The following is an 18,193-nucleotide window of genomic DNA, read 5'->3' as shown; positions in this document are numbered from 1 at the left end:
GGCGGCAACAAACCAGGATTGCAGACTGACGTTTGCATATTACGGTTAGGGCTATGGCACGATTTTTCAGTATAATCAGGTATCACCAGACCGACTTACGAACATGAATCGCAAACTTCTTGCAACAACATCGCTATCTATGCATGCAACGCCGGCAGAAGTGTGGCAAGCGCTGATAAACCCTGAAATCATAAAGGAATATCTACACGGAACTGACACGATTACAGACTGGAAACTTGGAAGCCCTATTATATTTACCGGAGAATGGCAGGGCAAACCGTATATTGATAAAGGAACGATTCTGGATGTTAATCCGGAGAGAGTTTTAAGTTATAGTTATTGGAGTTCCATGTCCGGTACAGATGATTTTGAGGACAATTATGCCCATATCACTTTCCATATTTCCCCGTATGATGAAGAGACGACACTGACAATTACCCAGGATAATCTCGAAGATGACGAAGCGGTTGTCAAAGCTGAAGACAACTGGATGACCGTTTCGCATACCATCAAACGGATCGTTGAAAATACGTCTGAGCTAAATCACAAAACCAGCTAAAATTACAATGGTTTACCAGAAATTTGATTCTGGTAAACCATTGAATAGATTGGACGGATTCTCAACGAAATTTTTCCGTTAAAACTTTCTTCCTATACTCAAATATTCCGGTTACTTCCTTCCTGACGAAAAGCGCGTCTACGATATTTCCCAAAAAACCCAGAGGAACCTTATAATTAAGGATGTCCTCCATCAGAACACCGCCAGCAACGGCAGTAAAATGATGCTGATGATGCCAAAAAGCATATGGACCGAAACGCTGTTCGTCAACGAAATATTTTTTGTCTTCAACATGCGTAATTTCAGTGCACCATTTTAGAGGAATTCCCAGAACCGGCTTTACGATATAGCGAATGATCTGTCCCGGATACATGACATCGCCATGGTGCTTTGATGTAACAACAAATCCCATATGCGCCGGGGTGATTTCTTTTAAGTTAACGGGGTTAGAAAAAAAAGCCCATGCTTCATCTAACGAAATAGGCAATTCCTGAGTAAAATATAATTTCTGCATAAACCTGTTCATGTGAAAAATAAAGATCAAGGCAAAAAGCTCTCCTGAGATCCGATAAATCAGAAAATTCCTTTCATACTTAATGCAATCCTTTTTCGCGCAAGATCGACTTCCGTAACTTTAACGGTGACTATTTGCTGCAAGCGCACTACTTCGTTGGGATCCCTGATAAATTTATCGGCCATCTGAGACAAATGAACCAGGCCGTCCTGCTTTACACCCACATCGACGAATGCGCCAAAAGCGGTAATATTCGTAACGATTCCCGGCAATACCATCCCTACTTTTAAATCCTCAGGTTTTCTGACTGAGCTGTCGAACTCGAATTTTTTAACAGGTGTGCGCGGATCACGCGATGGTTTCTCAAGTTCCTGCAAAATATCCTTTAAAGTGGGAAGCCCTATTGTTCCGGAAATATATTTCACCGGATCCAGTTGTTTACGCAACTCCTGTTTTTGGACCAGATCTTTAACCGTCGCTCCTACATCTTTTGCCATTTTTTCTACGATAGGGTAACTTTCCGGATGCACAGCGCTGTTATCCAAAGGGTTAGTTCCATTTTCTATTCGTAAAAAGCCTGCAGCCTGCTCAAATGCCTTGGCGCCCAGCCGCGGAACTTTTAACAATTGTTGTCTGGATTTGAAATTTCCGTTTTTTGACCTAAATTCTACGATATTTTGCGCCAAAGCGGGTCCGAGCCCCGAAACATAGCGCAATAAATGCTTACTTGCTGTGTTGAGATTTACGCCTACGGAATTTACGCAGCTTTCCACGACTACATCCAAAGCATTCTTCAATGAATTCTGGTCTACGTCGTGCTGATATTGGCCCACACCGATTGACTTGGGATCAATTTTAACAAGTTCAGCCAACGGGTCCATTAAACGCCGGCCTATTGACACCGACCCGCGAACTGTAACATCCTTGTCGGGAAACTCTTCCCTTGCCACATCCGAAGCGGAGTAGATAGAAGCTCCCTGTTCGCTTACGCTGAATAGTCCTATTTCGTCTGACTTATCAAGCATATTTAAAATTTTCTTGACAAAGTCTTCTGTTTCCCTTCCAGCCGTACCGTTCCCTACCGCTATGGCTTCAATTTTATATTTTGATATTAAATCCCCAAGTGTGGCGCTTGCTTCATTGGACTTATCGAAAGGATAAAGCACTTTATCTGCCACCAGAGTTCCCTGTCCATCCAACACCACAACCTTACAACCCGTTCGATATCCCGGATCGATCGCAATCACGTTCTTTTGACCTAAAGGCGATGCCAACAATAGCTGACGCAGGTTTTCGGTAAATATCTGAATGGCTGAAACATCAGCTTTGTCTTTCGACAGATTAGAAAACTCTGTTTCGATGGATGGTTTTAAGAGCCGTTTGTAACCATCCTCTACAGCCAGTTCTATCTGGTCCTTACATGCATTTGAGCCTCTTACAAAAATCCGGTCAAGGGCTTCCAAAGCATCGTCTTCATCCGGGGAGATATCCACACTTAAAAACCCCTCTTCCTCACCCCGACGGATAGCAAGTAACCGGTGAGAAGGGATGCGTGACAAAGGCTCTGAAAACTCAAAATAATCCTTATACTTGATTCCATCTTCTTGTTTCTTCTTTTTAACTTTGGAAGTAATCAATGCACTTCGCTGAAAAAGATTCCTAATTCTTGTGCGAGCGTCCTGATTTTCACTGATCCATTCTGCCATAATGTCTCTGGCGCCCTGTAGCGCCTCATCAGCTGTTTTAACCTGCTCATTTACAAATGAACCTGCTTTATTTTCCGGATCATTCTCCTTACCTGAAAAGATAAGCCGTGCCAGCGGCTCCAATCCTTTCTCAATAGCCAGGGACGCCCTGGTCTTTCGTTTCTGACGGTAGGGCAGATAAAGGTCTTCCAGCTCTACCAGAGAGAATACACCTGTAATCTGTTTTTTAAGTTCAGGAGTTAGCTTGCCCTGCTCTTCTATATTTTTAAGTATTGCCTCACGACGTTTTTCTACTTCAAGTTGTTTTTGCCATGCATCTTTAATGGCACCAATCTGCACCTCATCCAGCCCTCCCGTGGCCTCTTTACGGTAACGTGAGATAAAAGGTAACGTAGCACCTTCCTCGAATAACTGTATGGTATTGCGGACTTGTTTTTCCGATACGCTTGCCTGGCCTGAAATCAGGGAATAATTCATATTTACTTTTAACAATGACAAACTCTTTTTGTAAAAGTAAGGAGTGTTTTAAAACAATGGTATTTTAAGTTAAGCTTTCTCGCAGCTGTAACTGCTGCTTGTTAGTGGTACACAAATACGTAAATTTATCCCGCTAAGTTTTTTACCATTAATTCTGCTTTTTACCATGAATTTACTCCTGCCGAGATCTATAATTTCCCTCCTAATTTTTCTGATGTGCTCTGCACCTTTTCAACTATATGCACAAACTGCAAAGTTTAGAGTAATTGCTTTTTATACAGCTAAAAATGACAGGGCACATGTAAGTTTTGTGCATGAAGCGAACAGGTGGTTTCCGAAAATGGCGGAAAAATATCAGTTTTCCTATGACTCCACCAACAATTGGAATAACCTGAACACCAAATATTTAAGCGATTATCAGGTCGTAATATTTCTTGATACACGTCCTGAAACACCGGAGCAGCGTTTGGCATTTGAAAACTATGTGAAAAACGGAGGCGGATGGATGGGTTTTCATTTTTCTGCCTTTGCGTTATCACCATCGGCTTATCCGCAAAACTGGGATTGGTACCACAATACTTTTCTTGGATCCGGACAGTATAAAAGCAACACCTGGCGTCCCACCTCCGCAATTTTGCGCATCGAAAACCAAAATCATCCGATCACTAACAATTTACCCGAAACATTCAGATCATCACCCAACGAATGGTATTGTTGGGAAAAAGATCTGAAAGCCAATCCGGATATAGAAGTTCTCGCTTCGGTTGACTCCACAAGTTTTCCGTTGGGGACCGGCCCAAAAGCGTATGAAATTTGGAATAGCGGATATTACCCAATCGTGTGGCGAAACAAGAATTACAGAATGGTTTATTTCAATATGGGTCACAACGATATCGATTATGAGAACAAAACTAATAAGGAACTCTCTTTTACATTCGAAAATGAGGTTCAAAATCGGCTCATTTTGAACGGTTTGTTGTGGATTGGCAATGCTGGTAAAAAGGTTAAGAAATAGATAAAAAGTTTATTTAATATACTGACTATCCTTGGTTTAATTGAATTATTTTACAGTGTTATAATACTTAACGTTAAAAAATACAGCTGTGAAATCTCTTTCATAGAACCAAGGCAACTACATCCGAAAATAAAATAGGTAATTTATTGGGCATTTTAAATTTCCAAAAGGTATGTCACTTATGATACCAAAGTTATTTCCGTTCAAAACTGCATTGGTGTTAGTGACCGGTTTAATGGAAATATTGTTTGGCCTGAGCTTACTGTTTATTCAGTCAAGAACAATCACAGCCTGGTGTCTGATTTTATTTCTTTCTGGCACTGTTGCCCGCAAATATTTATGCTGCAATGCATAAACTTCATTATCAGAAAGGAACCTATGACGGTAAAGGAATGCGATACCTATGGTTTCGAATACCGATGCAGCCATTTCTAATCTGGTGGGTCTGGTATTTCTCCCTGAGCGTCTAGCAGTTTTATTTCTTTTGAAGTAGGGCCATATAAAACCCGTCAAAACCATCATTGGCCACAGAAGTGCGGTGTTGGGAAAGAAGCTTCCATTCCTTTCCATGTTTTTTCATAAAACGCGCGATCTGGTCCTCTGATTCAGAAGGCAACACGCTGCATGTTGCATAAACCATCTTACCTCCTTTTTTGACCATAGTACAGTAGGTACTTAAAATCTGCCACTGTACATTTCGAATCGTTTCTAAGAACTGCGTTTTAAGTTTCCATTTACTATCGGGATTGCGCCGCAGCACTCCTAAACCTGAGCACGGCACATCCAAAAGCAATCGATCCGCTGTGCCGGCCAGACCGTGGATAATTTCCTCCGAAGTAATCAGCATTGTTTCCAAATTTGTAACGCCGTTTCGTTTTGCACGCCGTTGCAGCTCGGTCAATTTGTTTTCTTCTATATCCATAGAGAGAACCGATCCTGAATTCTGAAGCAATGCAGCCAGATGCAATGACTTTCCGCCTGCACCTGCACAGGCATCAATAACGCTCAATCCAGGTTTTATGTCAAGAAATGGAGCGATAAGCTGTGAACCAGCATCCTGAACTTCAAAAAATCCATCTTTAAAACTTTCAGAGCCAAATACATTCCGTCGTTTTTTAAAGACAAGTGCATCAGGAACCCCGTCAATCGTTTCTACATCTTCCGCTCCCAAAAGCTGCTTCACCGTTTCGATATTGCTTTTTAAGGTATTTACCCTAAGTACAACCGGCGCAGGCTGATTAAGCGCATGAAGCTCAGAAGGCCACTTATTACCCAGTTGCTCTTCGCCGGTCTGATCGATCCAATCCGGAATTGACTCTGCAATTTTTCTGATTGGCAGCGCCTGTGCATACAATTCTAAAACATGTTCTGCATTAAGGCGGCTAAATTCTTCCCATTCCGGTAGCTTATTATCGGTTTCAAGTTTTAAATGCAGCGGTTTTATGATCTGCCAGGCACCGAACAAAGTCCAGAATTCGTCTTTGTCAGTAGCTTTGTCAATTGAACTTACATATTTGATAAGTCTCCACCATCTGACCATCTCATAAGTATTCTCAGCAATGAAAGCGCGGTCCCTGGCGCCCCATTTTTTGTTTGACTTTAACAGCACCTCTACGACCCGATCAGCCTGACGGTTTTTTACAAAAATGTCCATTACAGCCTGAACAGTGGCATCTACTAATCCTTTATATAGTTTCAATTGTTTTCTGATTGACGGCTAAACCGTGATTTTATACTGAACAGTCAATAACCTGACGGCTTCAAAGTTCGGTAAAATTGGGTTAGATAAGTTTACAAATCTGAAAATTTCAAAGTTGAACGGCACAGTTTTTATCCTTTTAGTAAGATGGACTCGTATATTATCATCGTCATTATTATTGGAATTGCTACGCTCGGAATGGCCTGGATGCCTTCCTTTACTAAGAAAACCGGTATCTCCGATTCTGTTGTTTATGTTTTGCTGGGCGTTATCGCCTATGAATGCCTTGATATATTACCCTCTCCAAGTCCGCTTGTTTATACCGGATACACCATCCATCTTACCGAACTTGTCGTAATTATTTCGCTGATGGGAACAGGGCTGAAAATCGACAGGCCATTTTCCTTTAAGTCCTGGCAGGTTCCTTTTCGGCTTTTAACCATTACTATGCTTCTTTGCATAGCTGCCGTCACATTTTCCGCCTGGTATTTTTTGGGTTTTGATCTGCCGTCAGCGTTGCTTTTAGGCGCCGTGCTAGCTCCTACTGACCCGGTCTTGGCATCAGATGTACAGGTTGGCCCTCCACTGGAAGATAGGACCGACGATGTACGGTTTTCTCTAACCGCAGAAGCAGGCATGAACGATGGCATGGCGTTTCCATTCACCTGGCTTGCAATATTACTGGCCGCAGCATCGGGTACAAGTTTCACGGGAGTTTTAAAAGAATGGTTTACCATAGATTTGATATACAAGATATTATCCGGTGTAATTTTTGGCGTTCTCCTCGGTCGGCTGCTGGCTTATGTAATCTTTAACTTTTCCGAAAAAAACAAACACATTAACCTGAATGATGGCTTTATTTCCGTTGCAGCTTCTTTAACTGTTTTTGGTATTGTTGAATTGCTACATGGTTATGGCTTTGTTGCTGTTTTTGTGGCTGCGATTACACTTCGTAACTACGAGCTGGACAACGAATTCCATAAAGAACTGCACAGTTTCTCCGACCAGATCGAACGCATTCTCGTCGCAATCGTCTTATTGATTTTTGGAGGAAGTCTGGTACACGGAATATTAGATTATCTTACCTGGCCCATGGCTCTGCTATCCGTTATTTTTCTCCTGCTAATCCGGCCTATGTCCGGAATTATCGCGCTGATCGGTACAAAACTACATTTAAAAGAAAAACTGGGAATTAGTTTTTACGGAATACGCGGAATAGGATCGTTTTATTATCTGGCATTTGCATTGCGTGAAGCATCCTTTCCACTTGGAAAAGAACTTTGGTCGATGGTTGCTTTTATCGCCTTGCTATCCGTATTGATGCACGGACTTTCTGCGGCCAGGGTGATGGCCAAACTGGAAAAGAAATTTTCTCAGATAGCTTAGCACAATTTTTTAGAACATTCTGACCAAAAAATACATTGACCATGGGAACACAAATCGAAGTCATCTGCCCTCCTGACATCAGCAGCAGGCCATTCAATTTAAAATTGGAAAAGCATGTGCCGCTTTCTATTGAAAATTTGTTTAAAGCCTGGACCAGCCAACTTGATTTATGGTTTGCATCCCCTGGATCTCTGCTTTCAAAAGCTGAACCTAATACTGCATTTTATTTCGAAACCCAGCACGAAGGACGCCGGTCGCCACACTATGGCCGTTTTCTGAGGATTGAATTTCCAGGTTTAGTCGAGTTAACCTGGATCACCGGTGAAGGCGGCACGGAAGGTGCAGAGACTGTTCTAACTGTCGAGCTAAATTCAGAAAACGATGGCACACTGATAAAGCTGTCACATGCAGGTTTTGCTGATGAAGTTTCCAAAGATAAACATCTGGAAGCATGGCCATACGTGTTGGATCAAATGACTGAAAGACGATCGAGACCAATCGATTGAATTGTGCCCGGTTAGGCCAAGGTGTTTACATACCGGGAATTGTGAGCGATATACTTTTCACCAAAGCCAATAAGACTTTCTTGAAATAATTCAGTTTACCATAAATTAAATAAGAGTTGTATATTGCACAGTATTTGCTTTGAAGAATATAAATAAAGCAAGTTAGTTCAAGGATAAAAAGCGAGCATATTAGAAAGAAACAGGTGATTTAACATAAGAAAAAATATTTAACATTGTTAGAAGTATTGTTAAATTACTAAAAATCTGAGTTTCTAAAATTTCACCGTTAAAGAGCTCAAAATCATCCAAATAAAATACTATCATTATTTTAAGCAAGCAAGAATATTCTCCTCTATACAAAAACATTAAAAAGAAAATGAAACAACTGGTTTTATCAATAATTTTAATTTTTTCTCCGCTACTTATTTATGCTCAGGATACTGCTGCTGATAAGATTTTAGGAGAATGGCTCAACGAAGAAAAAGATGAGAAAATTGAAATTTATAAATCCGGAATCCACTACTTTGGAAAGGTAACCTGGGGAACCGATTTTTTGGAGGCGGATGGTAAAACTTCAAAAAAAGATCTTCGGAATACAGACGAAACGCTCAAAGCACGTAACCTGATCAATACAATTATTCTTAACAAATTTGAATATAACGACGGTACTTGGGACAATGGGACGATGTACGATCCTAAAAGTGGCAAAACTTACAATTGTATCATCAAACTAAGAAATAACAAACTCGAAATAAGGGGATATGTTGGTGTATCACTCTTTGGCAGAACCACTTACTGGGAGCGATTAGAATAATATCCTTCACCTGCTATACCAAAGGTTAGTTGCATTTTAATTTTTCGGGAATACATCCCTGCTTGTCATTGTTGTCTAATAAAGACAATAAACCGATGACAAATATAAAACTAGGAATTCTGGATCAATCCATTGTCCGGCAAGGAAGTACGGTTCAGGAAGCCATACAGGAAACAATTGAAACGGCTAAACTAGCGGAAAATCTCGGTTACAGCCGTTTTTGGGTATCAGAGCACCACAACTCGACTTTTATTGCCGGCTCTACACCGGAAGTTTTAATGGTGAAACTGGCTGATGTTACTAAAACCATCAGAATCGGCTCAGGAGGAATTATGCTTCCTAATCACAGTGCCTTAAAAGTTGCCGAAAATTTCAGGATGCTTGAAACGCTTTTCCCTGGCCGGATCGATCTTGGAATGGGACGTGCACCCGGAACTGACAGAATTACCTCTTCCATATTAAATCCTTCCAACGATTTTAGCGAAATCAGCTATCTTCGTCAGCTTGATCATTTACAGCATTTCTTTAGGGATACAGCAGGAACGGAACGGGGTTTCATCTACGCAACTCCTCAGTCCACAACAATTCCGATGCAATGGATTCTCAGTTCAAGCGGAGGAAGCAGCAAGATAGCAGCCAAATATGGTATGGGACTAGCCGTTGCTAAATTCATTAATGGATTTGTTAAACCGGATGTTGTTGAAACCTACCGAAAAAACTTCCGCCTCTCCGATCAATATGCAGCGCCCCACGCAATCTTATCAGTGTTTGTGCTTTGCGGTGAAACCGAAGAAAAAGCATTGCAGATGCGAAAAATGATGGATTATATTCTGGTTGAATTTGAAAGGGGCAAGTTTGGCCCTTTTCCTGATGCTGAAACGGTGAGAAAATATCAGTTTAATATGGGAGAACTCGAACGGATCCGCTACAATAGCGGACGGATCATTTCAGGAACAGCCGAATCGGTAAAAGAACAATTAACGACTTTGGCAAATGAATTTGACGTTGACGAAATTATCATATCGACTATGTCGGACAGCCGTGATTCGCGAAACCGTTCATTTGAATTACTATCAGAAGCATTTAGCTTGAGAGAAGCGGTAGTTTAGTTATTTTTGTTTTTTTGGTAACAATAGCTGCCAAGTCAGCAACTGCCCTACCCTAATCAGCCAAATAACTAACTGATAATGAATCGTTTTGACCGAATAACAGCTATCCTGATTCAACTTCAATCGCGAAAGATTGTTAAGGCCCAGGATTTGGCTGAGCGATTTGAAATTAGTTTGAGAACCGTATACAGAGATATGAGCACGCTGGCGGAGGCTGGTGTACCAATTATCGGAGAGGCGGGCGTTGGTTATTCCATCATGGAAGGCTATCGCCTGCCTCCCGTCATGTTTACAAAAGAAGAGGCTCGTACGTTTATAACTGCTGAAAAACTCGTTGAAAAGTTTACTGATTTTTCAACACAGAACCATTATCAGTCAGCCATGTTCAAGATCAAAGCCGTTCTCAGAAGCAGTGAGAAATCGATGGTTGAAACGCTTGAAAATCATATTGAAGTCAGAAGAAATAATGTGGCTTTCAACACCGCAAGCAGTAACGTGCTGGATTGTCTGCTTAAAAGTATCTCAGAGAAAAAGGCTGTCAGGATTAGTTACCTGGCTATGACAGCCGACATTCCCGGCGACCGTGTAATCGAGCCCGTGGGCATTTATCATGAGACCAGTTATTGGTACACGATTGCGTTCTGCCACCTTAGAAACGCCTACCGTAATTTCCGTTCCGACCGCATTCAGCGAATAGAAATTACCGAGCAGTCGTTTGAACATCAACACGCACCTTTGAATGACTTTTTAAATGAAGTTCGTGAAAATAGAAAAGTGCAGCTGGTTGTGGTTCGCGTAGCAAAAAATGTGGCCCGCTACATTGGCGATCAAAAATATTACTATGGTTTTGTCTCAGAAAAAATTATCGGCGACCAACTCGAAATGGCTTTTTTAACCGAGTCGTTGGAATGGTTTGCGCATTGGTATCTTATGATTGCACCAAATGCCATTGTTATCGAACCGGAAATTTTAAAAAGCCATTTGAAAAAACTTATTTCCCAAATATCGGAAAGCTTGCAGTTATGAAAACAGATACCGGTTACAAAATCAAAATTCTGGGAATCTCAGGGAGTCTGCGTGATCATTCTTCCAATACGCACCTTTTACGAATCATAGGCAATCTACTACCTGACAACGTTTCATTTAATTTGTTCGGCGAGCTTCATTTAATACCTCCATTTAACCCGGGTGACAAGGAGAATGAAGTAATAGTCAACTTAAAAAACGCCATTTCTGCTGCACAAGGGGTAATTATCTGCACACCCGAGTATGCTTTTGGTGTTCCGGGTGTACTCAAAAATGCCCTGGACTGGACAGTGTCCAGTGGAGAGTTTAACGACAAACCGTTAGCCGCCGTCAGCGCTTCTCCTCTCAATAGTGGCGGCGACAAGGCCCTGGCTTCCCTTCTGCTCACGATGACTGCCTTAGGAGCCAGAAAAAATGAGATCTGTTCTTTATCCGTTCCCAACATAAAAGCGAAACTTTCCGTTGAGGGTCACCTAACAGACGCATCACTTTTACATCCGTTACAAATTCTGGTGGACAACCTTTTGCTAACTATTGACGAATCTGTTTGATCCTGAACAAATTCGATTCTATATTGGTAAAATAATATAAATTACATCAATAATAAAAGTCTATAATTTCTACATACAAAATAGATTTTTTATAGATTTGCAGCCTGTCCATTTAAACATGTCCACGAAAATGAAATTTGAAACACTGCAATTACACGCCGGCCAGGAGCCGGATCCGGTGACAAACTCCCGCGCTGTACCGCTTTACCAAACAACTTCATATGTTTTTAACAATGCAGAGCATGCAGCTAATCTGTTCGCATTGAAGGAATTCGGGAATATTTACACCCGGATTATGAATCCGACCAGTGATGTTTTTGAAAAGAGGGTGGCTGCTCTCGAAGGCGGCGTCGCTGCACTGGCTACTGCTTCGGGGCATTCAGCACAATTTATAGCTATCAATAACATTACGACTGTTGGGGATAACTTTGTAACAACCTCATTTCTGTATGGTGGCTCACACAATCAGTTTAAAAATTCATTTAAAAACATCGGTGTAGAGGCTCGTTTTGCAGATGGAGACGACGTTTCAAGTTTTGAAAAACTAATTGATGATAAAACTAAGTTCATCTATTTGGAAACGATCGGAAATCCGAGTTACAGTGTACCGGATTTTGAGGCTTTTTCTGCACTCGCTACTAAACATGACCTTCCGCTCATTGTAGATAATACATTTGGAGCGGCGGGAGCCATATTTCAGCCTATAAAACACGGCGCTCATGTTGTGGTTCAGTCTGCAACCAAATGGATTGGCGGACACGGTACTTCCATTGGCGGTGTTATCGTAGATGCAGGAACTTACAATTGGGGTAATGGTAAATTCCCACAGTTTACAGAGCCGTCACCGAGTTACCATGGCCTGGTAATGAACGACGTTTTTGGCATCGGCGGACCGTTTGGCAACATCCAGTTTATCATTAGGGCCCGGGTTGAAGGACTGCGCGACTGGGGGCCTTCCCTTTCGCCATTTAACTCATTTTTGTTTTTACAGGGACTTGAAACGCTGTCACTTCGGGTTGAAAGAATTGCTGAAAATGCATTAAAACTTGCCTCCTGGCTTGAAAAGCATCCAAAAGTGGAAAGTGTAAATTACATCGGGCTTGAAGGGAATAAATATCACGAACTTGCAAAAAAATATCTGACGCGTGGATTCGGAGGAGTGCTTTCTTTTGCGCTGAAAGGTGATAAAAAAACAGCCGAAGGTTTTGTAGATCGCCTTAAATTAATCAGCAACCTGGCGAATGTGGGAGATGCGAAAACGCTGATCATCCACCCGGCATCTACCACTCATTCCCAGCTTTCCGAAGAAGAGCAGCTCGCCGCCGGTGTTTTACCGACCCAGCTTCGTATTTCCGTCGGAATAGAGCATATTGACGACATCATTGCAGATATTGAAACAGCATTTAATTCATAAGATTTCACGCAAAGTCGCGGAGGAAAACGCAGAGCGCGCAAAGGATTTAATCTTTGCGCGCTCTGCGTTGTTACTTCACAACTCTGCGTGAACCTTTAACAGATTCGTTATTCCCCAATGCCTTCCAAAGCAAAAAGAAACGAATACTGCAAAGCAATTTCCTTCAAGTATTCAAAACGACCGGAGGCTCCGCCATGTCCTGCTTCCATGTTTGTCTTTAAAAGAAGCACATTTGTATCTGTTTTATGCGTCCTGAGCCTGGCCACCCATTTAGCCGGCTCAAAATACTGAACCTGACTATCGTGCAAACCAGTAGTTACCAACATATTAGGATAGTCTTTCCTGTCGACATTATCATAAGGTGAATAGGATTTCATATAATCGTATGACTCCTTATTTTTGGGGTTTCCCCATTCGTCAAACTCATTGGTAGTGAGCGGAATACTTTCATCGAGCATCGTTGTAACAACATCCACGAAAGGTACATCTGCAATGATACCATGCCAGAGATCCGGACGCATGTTGGCAACTGCTCCCATCAGAAGACCGCCGGCACTGCCTCCTTCTGCATACAGATGATCAACCGAAGTATAATTTTCTTTGATCAGATACTCACCACAAGCGATGAAATCCCCGAAAGTATTCTTCTTTTTAAATAATTTACCATCTTCATACCATTGACGCCCCATTTCCTGTCCACCGCGTATATGAGCAATGGCAAACACAAAACCCCGGTTTAGCAAGCTCAAACGGTTTGCGCTGAAACCTGCATCCATACTGTGACCGTACGATCCGTATGCATAAAGTAAAAGAGGTGCTTGTCCGTTTTTCTCAAAACCTTTTTTGTAAACCAGAGAAACCGGAACCTGTACACCATCAAATGAAGTAGCATATAATCTTTCAGTCACATAATCGTCCGGATTGTAACCGCCTACCACTTCCTGCCGTTTTTTCAACTCCCTGGTTTTTGATTCCATATCGTAATCATACACAGAATTCGGCGTAGTCATCGATGTGTAAATATACCGAAGTGTTGTACTGTTAAACTCGGGATTGGAACCGGTATAAGCGGCATAGGCAGGTTCTCCAAAATCGACATAATGTTCATCACTGGTTTTGTCATTACGGATCCTAAGCTGAATTAAACCATTTTTTCTTTCGGTAACGACCAAAAAATCCCTGAAAACATCGATTCCCTCCAACAGAACGTCATCTCTGTTCGGAATGACTTCTTTCCAGTTTTCAACCCCTGTTTTGTCCAATGGCGTTTCCATCAGACGAAAATTCAGAGCGTCCTTATTTGTTACAATCAAAAATTTATCATTCTGATGCTCGATCTCGTAAAGCACATCCTTCATCCTGGGTTGAAAGACTTCAAATTTACCTTCCGGCTGATCTGCATCCAGAATGTAAAACTCGGAAGACATGGTCGCCGAAGAAGCAATCACAATGTATTTCTCAGACTTGGTTTTGCCAACGCCGATGTAGTTACTTTTATCCTTTTCGTTATAGACAACAACATCCTTTTTCGAATCCGTGCCAAGTGTATGTCTTTTGATCTTCTCACTCAGCAGCGTCTTCGGATTGGTTGCCGTGTAAAACAGTGTTTTATTATCATTACCCCACTCCGACCCGCCGCTGGTTGGAAAGATCGAATCTTCCAGCAGTTCGCCGGTTTCAAGATTTTTGATGTAAAGGGTGTATTCCCTGCGTGAAACGTTGTCGACCCCGTAAACAAGCAATTTATTGTCCGGGCTGATATTGAATCCTGTGGCAGAATAATAGGCATGTCCTTTCGCAAGTGCATCCACATCCAAAAGTATTTCTTCCGGTGAAGACAACGAACCTTTTTTCCTACAATACTTGAAGTACTGTTCACCCTCTTCGCTGCGGGTATAGTAAAAATAACCATTACTGAAAACAGGCACCGATTCATCCTTCTCTTTAATCCGGCCTTTCATTTCCGAAAACAGGTTCGCCTGAAACTGGTCCGTACCTGCCATTAGGGTATCGGTGTACTTATTTTCGGCGTTGAGATATTCCACCACTTTATCGCTATCAGGTCCGTTTGTGAAAAAATCAGCCATCCAATAGTACTCATCATTTCGCTTATCCCCGTGCATTCCGGTCTCATAAGCTTTCAATTCGGCCGACGGCGCCTCTGCAACAGGCCAGTTATATGTTTGTTTCACTTTAAATTTTTAGTTACCGAAAAAAAAGACAACAGCTAAAATCATTAAAATAATTCGAATACGTATGTTTTTCTTACATTTTTGTCGTACATATAATACTTTTGATACTTTTATTAAATTTATATCTTTTCATACTAATTAGACATGTAATTAAGTTTAAATTTATTTTACTTTTAAAAAAGTCAATAAGTATTATTTGTAATTAAAATTATTAAAAGTTATCTATTATTAGTATATCAAAAAAGTATAAACCAAATAATACTTTAATACAAAAAACAGACATCAATCTTAATCATCTCTGAACATACATTATATTTGAATTTAGAAATTTAATGATCTTATGGATAAACCCGTTCACAAGCTTTTTTTGCTCGACGCTATGGCGTTGATTTACCGTGCTCATTTCGCATTCATCAAGGCCCCAAGGATCACTTCAAAAGGATTGAATACAAGTGCTGTATTTGGTTTTACCAATACTTTGCTGGAAGTTTTACAAAAGGAAAAGCCAACCCACATCGGGGTAGCTTTTGACACCTCTGCGCCAACATTTCGTCACATTCAGTACGAAGCTTACAAAGCACAGCGTGAAGCACAGCCGGAAGATATTACGGTTGCGATTCCACTTGTGAAGAAATTATTGGAAGCTATGTGTATTCCAATTTTGGTATTAGATGGTTTTGAAGCAGATGATATCATTGGTACTATCGCAAAGGAAGCTTCGAAAGAAGGTTTTGAAGTATACATGATGACACCTGACAAGGATTACGGACAGCTTGTTGAGCAGTATGTCCACATGTACAAACCCGCGTTTATGGGTAAGGGCGCAGAAGTGCTTGGTGTTCAGGAAATACTTGACAGATGGCAGATCAAACGCATCGACCAGGTTATCGATATTCTCGGGTTAATGGGTGATGCAGTTGATAACATTCCCGGAATTCCCGGCGTTGGTGAAAAAACGGCTCAAAAACTTATTGCTGAATATGACACGATCGAAAATGTGCTTGCGCATGCAGGCGAAATAAAAGGAAAACTTGGAGAGCGAATCAGAGAACATGGTGACAAGGCAATTCTGAGCAAGCAGCTTGCAACAATTGATATTAACGTCCCGGTACCTTTCGATGCAGAAGATCTGACAATTTGCGGTCCAAATACGGAGAAGATCATTGCTTTATTTGACGAACTCGAATTTAAATCACTGCGACCAAGAGTTTTGGCAATCGGGCAACCCGTAAATGCTCCGGTAGTTCCTGCTGTTGCTCCGGCAAAAGTAGCCGACAAAAAAGGACAGCTGGATTTGTTTGGAAACCCATCAGAGGAAATTGGAAAGCAGCCTGCAGTAATTAGTGAAAATATCGCAGATCCGGATGGAGGACGATTAGAAGATGAATTAATTCTTCCTGCACATAAAAAAGTAATTGACAACACTTTCCACCGCTATCATACGGTGGACACGCCGGAACTAATGACCAATCTGGCCTACTATCTCAGTTTGCAGGAAGCGTTTTGTTTTGATACAGAAACCACCTCCCTGGAAGCTGTTGATGCCGAATTAGTCGGGATGTCATTTTGTTATTTATCAGGGGAAGCATTTTACATCCCGGTGCCGGCAGATCAGGAGGAAGCACAAAAAATTGTTGAATATTTCAGGTTCGTTTTCGAGAATGAAAATATCGAGAAAATTGGGCAGAATATTAAATATGACCTGCTCGTCCTGAAAAATTACAATCTGGAAGTACGTGGAAAGCTGAGCGATACCATGCTTGCGCATTATCTGCTGGAACCGGACAAACGTCACGGAATGGACATACTGGCTGAGTCTTACCTAAATTACCAGCCCGTTTCAATCACTGAGCTTATTGGCAAAAAAGGGATAAAACAAAGCAACATGCGCGATGTGGGTATTCCGGAAATCACGCAGTATGCAGGAGAAGACGCGGATATTACCTTTCAGTTAAACACTATTTTCCGAAAACAACTGCCAAAAGTTAATGCAGAAAATCTGTTCCGTACCGTAGAAATGCCATTGGTTCAGGTACTCGCAGCTATGGAAAGTAAAGGAGTTCGCCTGGACATCAGTGCGCTGAATGAAATGTCGGGTGTCTTGGAAACGGATTTAAGACAAACTGAATCTGAAATTTTTGAGATAGCTGGTCAATCCTTTAATATCGGTTCACCAAAACAGCTGGGCGAGGTGCTTTTCGACAAAATGAAACTCATTGCCAAGCCGAAGAAAACAAAGACGGGTCAGTACGCTACCGGAGAAGAGATTCTTTCAGAACTTGAAAATGAACACGCGATTGCACGTAAAATTCTTGATTACAGAGAATTACAAAAACTAAAATCAACTTACGTAGATGCTTTGCCGATGCTGGTGAGTAACAGGTCTGGCAGGATACACACTTCTTACAACCAGGCCGTAGCGGCAACAGGCAGGTTAAGTTCAACCAACCCCAACTTACAAAATATTCCAATCCGGACGCATAGAGGAAGAGAAATCCGTAAAGCTTTTGTGCCTGATAACGAGGATTTTCAGATTCTTTCTGCTGACTATTCGCAGATCGAACTCCGAATTATGGCTGCTTTCAGTATGGATGAAAGTATGATCGAGGCTTTTAACCAGGGACGGGATATTCACGCAACAACCGCCAGTAAAGTTTTCAAAGTGCCGCTTGAAGAAGTTACAACGGACATGCGCCGGAAATCGAAGATGGTAAACTTTGGTATCATTTATGGTATCTCTGCATTTGGACTTGGTCAGCGTCTGGCTATTTCACGCGGTGAAGCAGGAGATATTATCAAAGCCTATTTTGAAGAATTTCCGGCTGTAAAAGGCTATATGGATAAGGTTGTGAACGATGCTCGGGAAAGAGAATACGTGGAAACAATACTGGGAAGGAGAAGATATGTTCCTGATATCAATTCACGCAACCAGACCAACCGGGGTTACGCTGAGCGAAATGCCATTAATGCACCTATTCAGGGATCTGCTGCTGATATGATCAAAGTGGCGATGATTAATATTCATGATTTCATCATCAATGAAAAATTGAAATCCCGGATGATTTTGCAGGTGCATGATGAATTGGTATTTGATGCACACCGTGATGAAATTTCGTTGTTAAAAGAAAAAGTCGATGAACTGATGCGGCTTGCGATTCCTTTACCAGTCAAAATGGAAACCGGAATCGGTATCGGAGCCAACTGGCTTGAAGCACATTAAAAATT

16 protein-coding genes are annotated in these 18,193 nt (G+C 41.6%); 12 read left to right on the top strand and 4 right to left on the bottom strand.

Annotation, left to right across the window (positions count from 1 at the left end):
• Positions 1-103: 103 nt before the first annotated feature.
• Positions 104-559 (top strand): SRPBCC domain-containing protein, encoded by a 456-nt coding sequence (locus tag E0F88_RS07125; protein ID WP_131957520.1) that lies wholly within the window; start codon positions 104-106, stop codon positions 557-559.
• A 61-nt stretch (positions 560-620) separates the two neighbouring features.
• On the opposite strand, the gene E0F88_RS07120 is transcribed toward E0F88_RS07125, so the two are convergent.
• Both E0F88_RS07120 and E0F88_RS07115 read right to left on the bottom strand, forming a co-directional pair.
• Positions 621-1,073, bottom strand: coding sequence for an SRPBCC family protein (locus E0F88_RS07120; protein WP_131957519.1), 453 nt, complete (start codon positions 1,071-1,073; stop codon positions 621-623).
• A 59-nt stretch (positions 1,074-1,132) separates the two neighbouring features.
• Complete coding sequence (locus E0F88_RS07115) at positions 1,133-3,256, bottom strand: Tex family protein (RefSeq protein WP_131957518.1); 2,124 nt, start codon at positions 3,254-3,256, stop codon at positions 1,133-1,135.
• Positions 3,257-3,422: 166 nt separating this feature from the next.
• Between E0F88_RS07115 and E0F88_RS07110 the strand changes: the two genes are divergently transcribed.
• The 3 genes from E0F88_RS07110 (at position 3,423) to E0F88_RS35025 (ending at position 4,741) form a co-directional block, all read left to right on the top strand.
• Positions 3,423-4,271, top strand: a complete 849-nt coding sequence (locus tag E0F88_RS07110) for a ThuA domain-containing protein (protein ID WP_131957517.1) — start codon at positions 3,423-3,425, stop codon at positions 4,269-4,271.
• A gap of 145 nt (positions 4,272-4,416) precedes the next feature.
• On the top strand, positions 4,417-4,626 hold the full coding sequence (locus E0F88_RS35030; protein WP_510185871.1) for a DoxX-related protein: 210 nt from the start codon (positions 4,417-4,419) through the stop codon (positions 4,624-4,626).
• Positions 4,595-4,741, top strand: coding sequence for a hypothetical protein (locus E0F88_RS35025; RefSeq protein ID WP_510185870.1), 147 nt, complete (start codon positions 4,595-4,597; stop codon positions 4,739-4,741). Before E0F88_RS35030 ends, E0F88_RS35025 begins: the two co-directional genes overlap by 32 nt.
• A 5-nt stretch (positions 4,742-4,746) precedes the next feature.
• On the opposite strand, the gene E0F88_RS07105 is transcribed toward E0F88_RS35025, so the two are convergent.
• Positions 4,747-5,970 (bottom strand): RsmB/NOP family class I SAM-dependent RNA methyltransferase, encoded by a 1,224-nt coding sequence (locus E0F88_RS07105; RefSeq protein ID WP_131957516.1) that lies wholly within the window; start codon positions 5,968-5,970, stop codon positions 4,747-4,749.
• Positions 5,971-6,117: 147 nt separating this feature from the next.
• Between E0F88_RS07105 and E0F88_RS07100 the strand changes: the two genes are divergently transcribed.
• From E0F88_RS07100 to E0F88_RS07070, 7 genes are all read left to right on the top strand, one after another.
• Positions 6,118-7,356, top strand: a complete 1,239-nt coding sequence (locus E0F88_RS07100) for a cation:proton antiporter (RefSeq protein WP_131957515.1) — start codon at positions 6,118-6,120, stop codon at positions 7,354-7,356.
• Positions 7,357-7,397: 41 nt separating this feature from the next.
• Positions 7,398-7,862 (top strand): SRPBCC family protein, encoded by a 465-nt coding sequence (locus tag E0F88_RS07095; RefSeq protein WP_131957514.1) that lies wholly within the window; start codon positions 7,398-7,400, stop codon positions 7,860-7,862.
• Between the two features lie 376 nt (positions 7,863-8,238).
• Positions 8,239-8,676, top strand: coding sequence for a DUF2147 domain-containing protein (locus E0F88_RS07090; protein ID WP_131957513.1), 438 nt, complete (start codon positions 8,239-8,241; stop codon positions 8,674-8,676).
• Positions 8,677-8,771: 95 nt separating this feature from the next.
• Entirely contained in the window at positions 8,772-9,785 is a 1,014-nt protein-coding gene (locus E0F88_RS07085) for an LLM class flavin-dependent oxidoreductase (RefSeq protein WP_131957512.1), read from the top strand.
• A 78-nt stretch (positions 9,786-9,863) separates the two neighbouring features.
• Positions 9,864-10,811 (top strand): helix-turn-helix transcriptional regulator, encoded by a 948-nt coding sequence (locus E0F88_RS07080; protein WP_131957511.1) that lies wholly within the window; start codon positions 9,864-9,866, stop codon positions 10,809-10,811.
• Complete coding sequence (locus tag E0F88_RS07075; protein ID WP_220466242.1) at positions 10,808-11,362, top strand: NADPH-dependent FMN reductase; 555 nt, start codon at positions 10,808-10,810, stop codon at positions 11,360-11,362. The genes E0F88_RS07080 and E0F88_RS07075 overlap by 4 nt, the downstream gene beginning before the upstream one ends.
• 130 nt (positions 11,363-11,492) lie before the next feature.
• Entirely contained in the window at positions 11,493-12,776 is a 1,284-nt protein-coding gene (locus tag E0F88_RS07070; protein ID WP_131957510.1) for an O-acetylhomoserine aminocarboxypropyltransferase/cysteine synthase family protein, read from the top strand.
• A gap of 107 nt (positions 12,777-12,883) precedes the next feature.
• Here E0F88_RS07070 and E0F88_RS07065 read toward each other — a convergent pair whose 3' ends face one another.
• Positions 12,884-14,899: a S9 family peptidase gene (locus E0F88_RS07065; RefSeq protein ID WP_131957664.1), complete on the bottom strand. Its 2,016-nt coding sequence runs from the start codon at positions 14,897-14,899 to the stop codon at positions 12,884-12,886.
• A 409-nt stretch (positions 14,900-15,308) separates the two neighbouring features.
• Between E0F88_RS07065 and polA the strand changes: the two genes are divergently transcribed.
• Positions 15,309-18,188, top strand: a complete 2,880-nt coding sequence (polA, locus tag E0F88_RS07060; protein ID WP_131957509.1) for a DNA polymerase I — start codon at positions 15,309-15,311, stop codon at positions 18,186-18,188.
• Positions 18,189-18,193: the final 5 nt, after the last annotated feature.

Origin of the sequence: Dyadobacter psychrotolerans, assembly GCF_004349265.1 — a bacterium.
In the GTDB taxonomy this organism is placed as follows: Bacteria; Bacteroidota; Bacteroidia; order Cytophagales; family Spirosomataceae; genus Dyadobacter; species Dyadobacter psychrotolerans.
The sequence above is the reverse complement of the archived record's forward strand: the minus strand, read 5'-3'. Positions and strand labels throughout refer to the sequence as shown.